Genomic DNA, 2,266 nt, shown 5'->3' on the forward strand with positions numbered 1-2,266 from the left:
CAAACTCTATATAATACGCCCCACAGCAAAGGAAGCTAGGCGATAAGATAACAAACTTATCACTTAACGGCTTAAGTTGAAACGAATTAAAACAAAAGCTTGACAGACCATATTAATATGATATGATAGTCAGCTCGCTAAACGAGATAAGCAAATTGCTTTGATTGATTAGCAGATACATCTCCTACTGGACGACAGTAGAGACACTATTTAAAAGCATAACTAAAGAACAACTTGTGTGGATTTTTGCTGATTCAGAATGCATAAAATAAAGTTGGTTTGACTTCCTTTTCGGGAGTTATTCTAACTATAAAAATTATCATTTAAGACAGTAAAAAAACTCAAAGTTAATTCATTACGAACATAATTTTTAGCGATTTTGCCAGATTAGATGAGCCAAGTTTAGAAGCTTCTTTAAAGAGCTTCATAGCAAGATTAAACTGAAGAGTTTGATCATGGCTCAGATTGAACGCTGGCGGCAGGCTTAACACATGCAAGTCGAGCGGTAACATTTCTAGCTTGCTAGAAGATGACGAGCGGCGGACGGGTGAGTAATACTTAGGAATCTACCTAGTAGTGGGGGATAGCACGGGGAAACTCGTATTAATACCGCATACGACCTACGGGAGAAAGGGGGCAGTTTACTGCTCTCGCTATTAGATGAGCCTAAGTCGGATTAGCTAGATGGTGGGGTAAAGGCCTACCATGGCGACGATCTGTAGCTGGTCTGAGAGGATGATCAGCCACACCGGGACTGAGACACGGCCCGGACTCCTACGGGAGGCAGCAGTGGGGAATATTGGACAATGGGGGCAACCCTGATCCAGCCATGCCGCGTGTGTGAAGAAGGCCTTTTGGTTGTAAAGCACTTTAAGCAGTGAAGAAGACTCCATGGTTAATACCCATGGACGATGACATTAGCTGCAGAATAAGCACCGGCTAACTCTGTGCCAGCAGCCGCGGTAATACAGAGGGTGCAAGCGTTAATCGGAATTACTGGGCGTAAAGGGAGCGTAGGTGGCTCGATAAGTCAGATGTGAAATCCCCGGGCTCAACCTGGGAACTGCATCTGATACTGTTGAGCTAGAGTATGTGAGAGGAAGGTAGAATTCCAGGTGTAGCGGTGAAATGCGTAGAGATCTGGAGGAATACCGATGGCGAAGGCAGCCTTCTGGCATAATACTGACACTGAGGCTCGAAAGCGTGGGTAGCAAACAGGATTAGATACCCTGGTAGTCCACGCCGTAAACGATGTCTACTAGTCGTTGGGTCCCTTGAGGACTTAGTGACGCAGCTAACGCAATAAGTAGACCGCCTGGGGAGTACGGCCGCAAGGTTAAAACTCAAATGAATTGACGGGGGCCCGCACAAGCGGTGGAGCATGTGGTTTAATTCGATGCAACGCGAAGAACCTTACCTGGTCTTGACATATCTAGAATCCTGCAGAGATGCGGGAGTGCCTTCGGGAATTAGAATACAGGTGCTGCATGGCTGTCGTCAGCTCGTGTCGTGAGATGTTGGGTTAAGTCCCGCAACGAGCGCAACCCTTGTCCTTAGTTACCAGCGGGTTAAGCCGGGAACTCTAAGGATACTGCCAGTGACAAACTGGAGGAAGGCGGGGACGACGTCAAGTCATCATGGCCCTTACGACCAGGGCTACACACGTGCTACAATGGTAGGTACAGAGGGCAGCTACACAGCGATGTGATGCGAATCTCAAAAAGCCTATCGTAGTCCAGATTGGAGTCTGCAACTCGACTCCATGAAGTAGGAATCGCTAGTAATCGCGGATCAGAATGCCGCGGTGAATACGTTCCCGGGCCTTGTACACACCGCCCGTCACACCATGGGAGTTGATTGCACCAGAAGTGGATAGCCTAACCTTCGGGGAGGCGTTCACCACGGTGTGGTTGATGACTGGGGTGAAGTCGTAACAAGGTAGCCGTAGGGGAACCTGCGGCTGGATCACCTCCTTATAGACGCATTCGGTCAGCAAGAATTCACAACAAGTTGTTCTTTAGTTAAAGCTTACGTTTATTGCAAGCGTAATTGGGTCTGTAGCTCAGCTGGTTAGAGCACCGTGTTGATAACGCGGGGGTCAGTGGTTCAAGTCCACTTAGACCCACCATTTTATAATGGGGCCATAGCTCAGTTGGTAGAGCGCCTGCCTTGCACGCAGGAGGTCAACGGTTCGACTCCGTTTGGCTCCACCACTTATTGCGATAGATGTGCATCAATAAACAGAATTAAGTGATCGTTATTGATT

At 47.8% G+C, this 2,266-nt stretch carries 2 tRNA genes and 1 rRNA gene; all 3 read left to right on the forward strand.

What is annotated here, in order from left to right:
- Positions 1-437: 437 nt before the first annotated feature.
- The 3 genes from AAEY78_RS12200 to AAEY78_RS12210 all read left to right on the forward strand — a co-directional run bounded on the left by AAEY78_RS12200 (position 438) and on the right by AAEY78_RS12210 (position 2,213).
- Positions 438-1,976 (forward strand): 16S ribosomal RNA (locus AAEY78_RS12200).
- A gap of 75 nt (positions 1,977-2,051) precedes the next feature.
- Positions 2,052-2,128, forward strand: a tRNA-Ile gene (locus tag AAEY78_RS12205).
- A 9-nt stretch (positions 2,129-2,137) separates the two neighbouring features.
- Positions 2,138-2,213: transfer RNA gene (locus AAEY78_RS12210), tRNA-Ala, on the forward strand.
- Positions 2,214-2,266: the final 53 nt, after the last annotated feature.

It is taken from the genome of Psychrobacter sp. 16-MNA-CIBAN-0192 (genome assembly GCF_040309565.1).
Lineage (GTDB): Bacteria > Pseudomonadota > Gammaproteobacteria > Pseudomonadales > Moraxellaceae > Psychrobacter.